The organism is Halochromatium salexigens, from assembly GCF_016653295.1.
Taxonomy (GTDB): domain Bacteria; phylum Pseudomonadota; class Gammaproteobacteria; order Chromatiales; family Chromatiaceae; genus Lamprobacter; species Lamprobacter salexigens.
On sequence record NZ_NHSF01000002.1, the window covers coordinates 1 to 3,315 of the forward strand.

At 61.5% G+C, this 3,315-nt stretch carries 7 protein-coding genes; all 7 read left to right on the top strand.

Annotated elements, in window-relative coordinates:
- A partial coding sequence (locus tag CCR82_RS00020) for a DUF4351 domain-containing protein (RefSeq protein WP_242513121.1) occupies positions 1-320 on the top strand: 320 nt, incomplete at its 5' end.
- Between the two features lie 117 nt (positions 321-437).
- The gene (locus CCR82_RS00025) at positions 438-899 is read left to right on the top strand and encodes a DUF29 domain-containing protein (RefSeq protein ID WP_201243161.1); all 462 of its coding nucleotides are present in this window, start codon (positions 438-440) and stop codon (positions 897-899) included.
- Complete coding sequence (locus CCR82_RS00030) at positions 899-1,825, top strand: DUF2887 domain-containing protein (RefSeq protein WP_201243162.1); 927 nt, start codon at positions 899-901, stop codon at positions 1,823-1,825. Before CCR82_RS00025 ends, CCR82_RS00030 begins: the two co-directional genes overlap by 1 nt.
- Before the next feature lie 96 nt (positions 1,826-1,921).
- On the top strand, positions 1,922-2,218 hold the full coding sequence (locus CCR82_RS00035) for a hypothetical protein (protein ID WP_201243163.1): 297 nt from the start codon (positions 1,922-1,924) through the stop codon (positions 2,216-2,218).
- Complete coding sequence (locus tag CCR82_RS00040) at positions 2,215-2,736, top strand: hypothetical protein (protein ID WP_201243164.1); 522 nt, start codon at positions 2,215-2,217, stop codon at positions 2,734-2,736. The genes CCR82_RS00035 and CCR82_RS00040 overlap by 4 nt, the downstream gene beginning before the upstream one ends.
- A 7-nt stretch (positions 2,737-2,743) precedes the next feature.
- Positions 2,744-2,977: a hypothetical protein gene (locus CCR82_RS00045; RefSeq protein WP_201243165.1), complete on the top strand. Its 234-nt coding sequence runs from the start codon at positions 2,744-2,746 to the stop codon at positions 2,975-2,977.
- Positions 2,978-2,981: 4 nt separating this feature from the next.
- A partial coding sequence (locus CCR82_RS00050) for a DUF2887 domain-containing protein (RefSeq protein ID WP_201243166.1) occupies positions 2,982-3,315 on the top strand: 334 nt, incomplete at its 3' end.

Below are 3,315 nucleotides of genomic sequence, written 5' to 3' on the forward strand. Positions count from 1 at the left end.
AATCGCTGCTGCGATACTATGTCCAAGGGACACAACGGGTGGAAGAGGATGACGCCCGCCGCTTGTTGGAACAAACTTCACCGGGAGATCCCATCATGCAGACGTTTATTGATCGGTATATTGAGCAGGGTCGCGAGCAGGGCATCGAGCAGGGTGAGCGAAAAGGTGAAGCCAAGCTGCTCCTGCGCCAGATGGAGCGCAAATTCGGTCCCACCGACGCCCGGCTACGTCAGCAGATCCAAGAGGCCGATGCCGAGACCCTGCTGGAGTGGTCAGATCGTATTCTCACCGCAGAAACCCCGGAGGCGGTGTTTCATTGAGCCTTGCCGCCAACCGAAGCCCAACAGGTGATGCTTCGCCACCCGCGCCGTCGGGCTGCGCGAACAAGGGCGGCTGATCCGGCCCGCCTGATGTTTTGACCGACTGGACTCCCGACCATGCACAGTCAATTGCGTGAAACCGACGACACAACAGCCGCCTATGACGCCGATTACTTTCTCTGGCTGCAGGCGACGCGCGGCCAGCTGGCGCGCCGTGATTTTGCCGGCGTCGATCTCATTCACTTGCTCGAGGAGATCGACGACTTGAGTCGCCGGGAGCAGCGAACGCTTAAACATCTGCTGCGGCAACTGCTCGCCCATCTCCTCAAACTGGAGTATTGGTCTGACGAAGAACCCCGTAGCGGCAACCACTGGCGAGCCGAGGTGGCCAGCTTTCGCAAACAGATCCGCGACGAACTGGAAGACAGCCCGAGTCTGAGGTTCTACATCAGCGAGATTTTTGAAACCTGCTACACCGATGCACGAGACATCACAGCAGCGCGTTCCCAACGGCCGCTGATTACGTTTCCTGAGAAGCCGCTGATGCCGCTTGCACAGGTGCTCAACACGTCCTCTTGATGCACACCGACAAACAGATCTATCGACTCCTCGGCGCCGATCCCGAGTTCCTCTGCCTGCTCACCGACGGCCTGCGCATCGATGGCCCCTATGATTTCGAGGCCATCGACGTCAAAGCCCTGGAGCGGCGCATCGACGGCGTCGTGCTCCCGGCGGACCCCGCGCAAGCCATTTGGGCGATCGAAGTCCAAGCCCAGAAAGACGACGCCATCTACCACCGCCTGCTCGTCGACATGGGCCTACTTGGCGAGCGCCGCCTCGAGCAACCGGTGCGCGGCCTGCTGCTGTTCCTCAGTCCCGAGCACGACCCCCAGACCGAGCCCTGGCACAGCGCCATCGCCCGCGACCCGCAGTGCCCCATCCGCCGCGTCTACCTCATCGAGGTGCTCGAACAGCTGCGCCAGACCCAGCCTGAGCACCCGCTGCTCGCCACCTTTCTGCCCTATCTGGTCGAAGACCGTGAGCGCTTGCGCGAACAAGCCCCGCTCGCCTATGGTCGGATTCAGCAAGCACCCCTGCCTGAACAAGCGCGCAGTCACTGTCTCGACGTCTTCCAGTCCTGGCTGCTCGCGCGCTTTAAGGACCAGACTTTAGAGGAGATCCTCAGTATGCTCGGTGAAATGACCCCACTCGAACAGACCCGCGCTTATCAGGAGATCGTGGCGAAGAACCAGCCGATTTGGCTGGAGGAAGGCCGTGAGGAAGGTCGCGAGGAAGGCCGTCGGCGCGAAGCTGAACGGGTGGCGCTCCGCCTCCTACGCCGCCGCCTTGGTAACCTCACCAAGGGGCAACAGGCCCACATACAAGCCCTTCCGGTCGATCCGCTCGAAGATCTCATCGAAGCGCTGCTCGACTTCAGCACTGACGCCGACCTCGAGACCTGGCTCGCCGCGCATCCCAAACCTACACCGCAACCGAACGCCTGAGTCAGCCGTGCAGCCCCACTGGACCCTTAACCTCAAGAACGGCCTCAGGGTCCCGGTCAACCTCGACCACCAAGCCCCGCCAACAAGCTCAATCCAATGATGCCATCATCAATAGAACCCATTGAAACGGCGCTAAAAAACCTTGACTGGCCCGCTGCGGTGATCAACTTTCGTGTCGTGCCCGGTCAGGACGCAAATGGCGATGAGGCCATTTGGGTCTGGCTCACGGTGCAACCAGGGGCGGCGCAACAACCGCATCAGCGCCAACAGCTTTTAGACTGCAAAAAGACGGTTCAGGCCGTGGTCTCCCAACAGGTTCCTGATCTATGGACCTACGTTCGCTTGGAAAACCCGGCTGACAACCCGGCTAAGCCTGCTCTGGAGCAGGCATGACCCTTGCTGCAGACCTCTTGGAGCAAGCGCGCATGCTGGCAACCCGTGAGCCCAAGCGCCCGCGACAAGCCAGCCTGCGCCGCGCGGTATCAGCCGCCTACTACGCCCTGTTCCATCAACTGGTCGAGGCGGCGAGTCAGGATCTCGTCACCGGCCGTGACTGCGAAAACCTCCGTAGCAAGGTCCGGCGCGCCTTCCAGCACAAAGAGATGAAGGATGTTTGCCAAGCACTCGCCAAATGGCAGCCCAAACAGCCACCCGTTCGGCTCGCTGATCTCTTTCTCCAGCCCCCGACGCCAGACATTCAGGCCGTCGCCAGTGCATTCGTCGAGCTCCAGCAAGCGCGTCATGACGCAGACTACGACGCCCAGTATCGTTTCTCCCGAGATGATGTTCTCACGCTCCTAGAAACCGCCGACCAAGCCTACAAGACGTTTAAAAACATGCCACGCCATCATCAAGAGCGCCGCACATTTCTGATCGCGCTCGCCTTCCAAACCCGCTGGCACCGGACTTAAACGTCGTATGCGTTCTATCGCAGACAACCAAAGGCCCGATGCAGTCTGCTTGCCCGCCCAGCAGGCCGAAGTCATCCTGCAGCCCTACTGGACCCTCACCCTCAAGACCGGCCTCAAGGTCAACGTCCCGGCGGACCTGGACAACCCGGTCACCCTGACCCTGCTCGAGCTGGAAGACTGGCCCGAGCCCAAAGTTGCCTTCCTGTGCGCACCGATACAGGTGCTGGCCCGCAACGGCTGAGCGCATGCACACCGACAAACAGATCTACCTGCTCCTCGGCGCCGATCCCGAGTTCCTCTGCCTGCTCACCGACGGCCTGCGCATCGATGGCCCCTATGATTTCGAGGCCATCGACGTCAAAGCCCTGGAGCGGCGCATCGACGGCGTCGTGCTCCCGGCGGACCCCGCGCAAGCCATTTGGGCGATCGAAGTCCAAGCCCAGAAAGACGACGCCATCTACCACCGCCTGCTCGTCGACATGGGCCTACTTGGCGAGCGCCGCCTCGAGCAACCGGTGCGCGGCCTGCTGCTGTTCCTCAGTCCCGAGCACGACCCCCAGACCGAGCCCTGGCACAGCA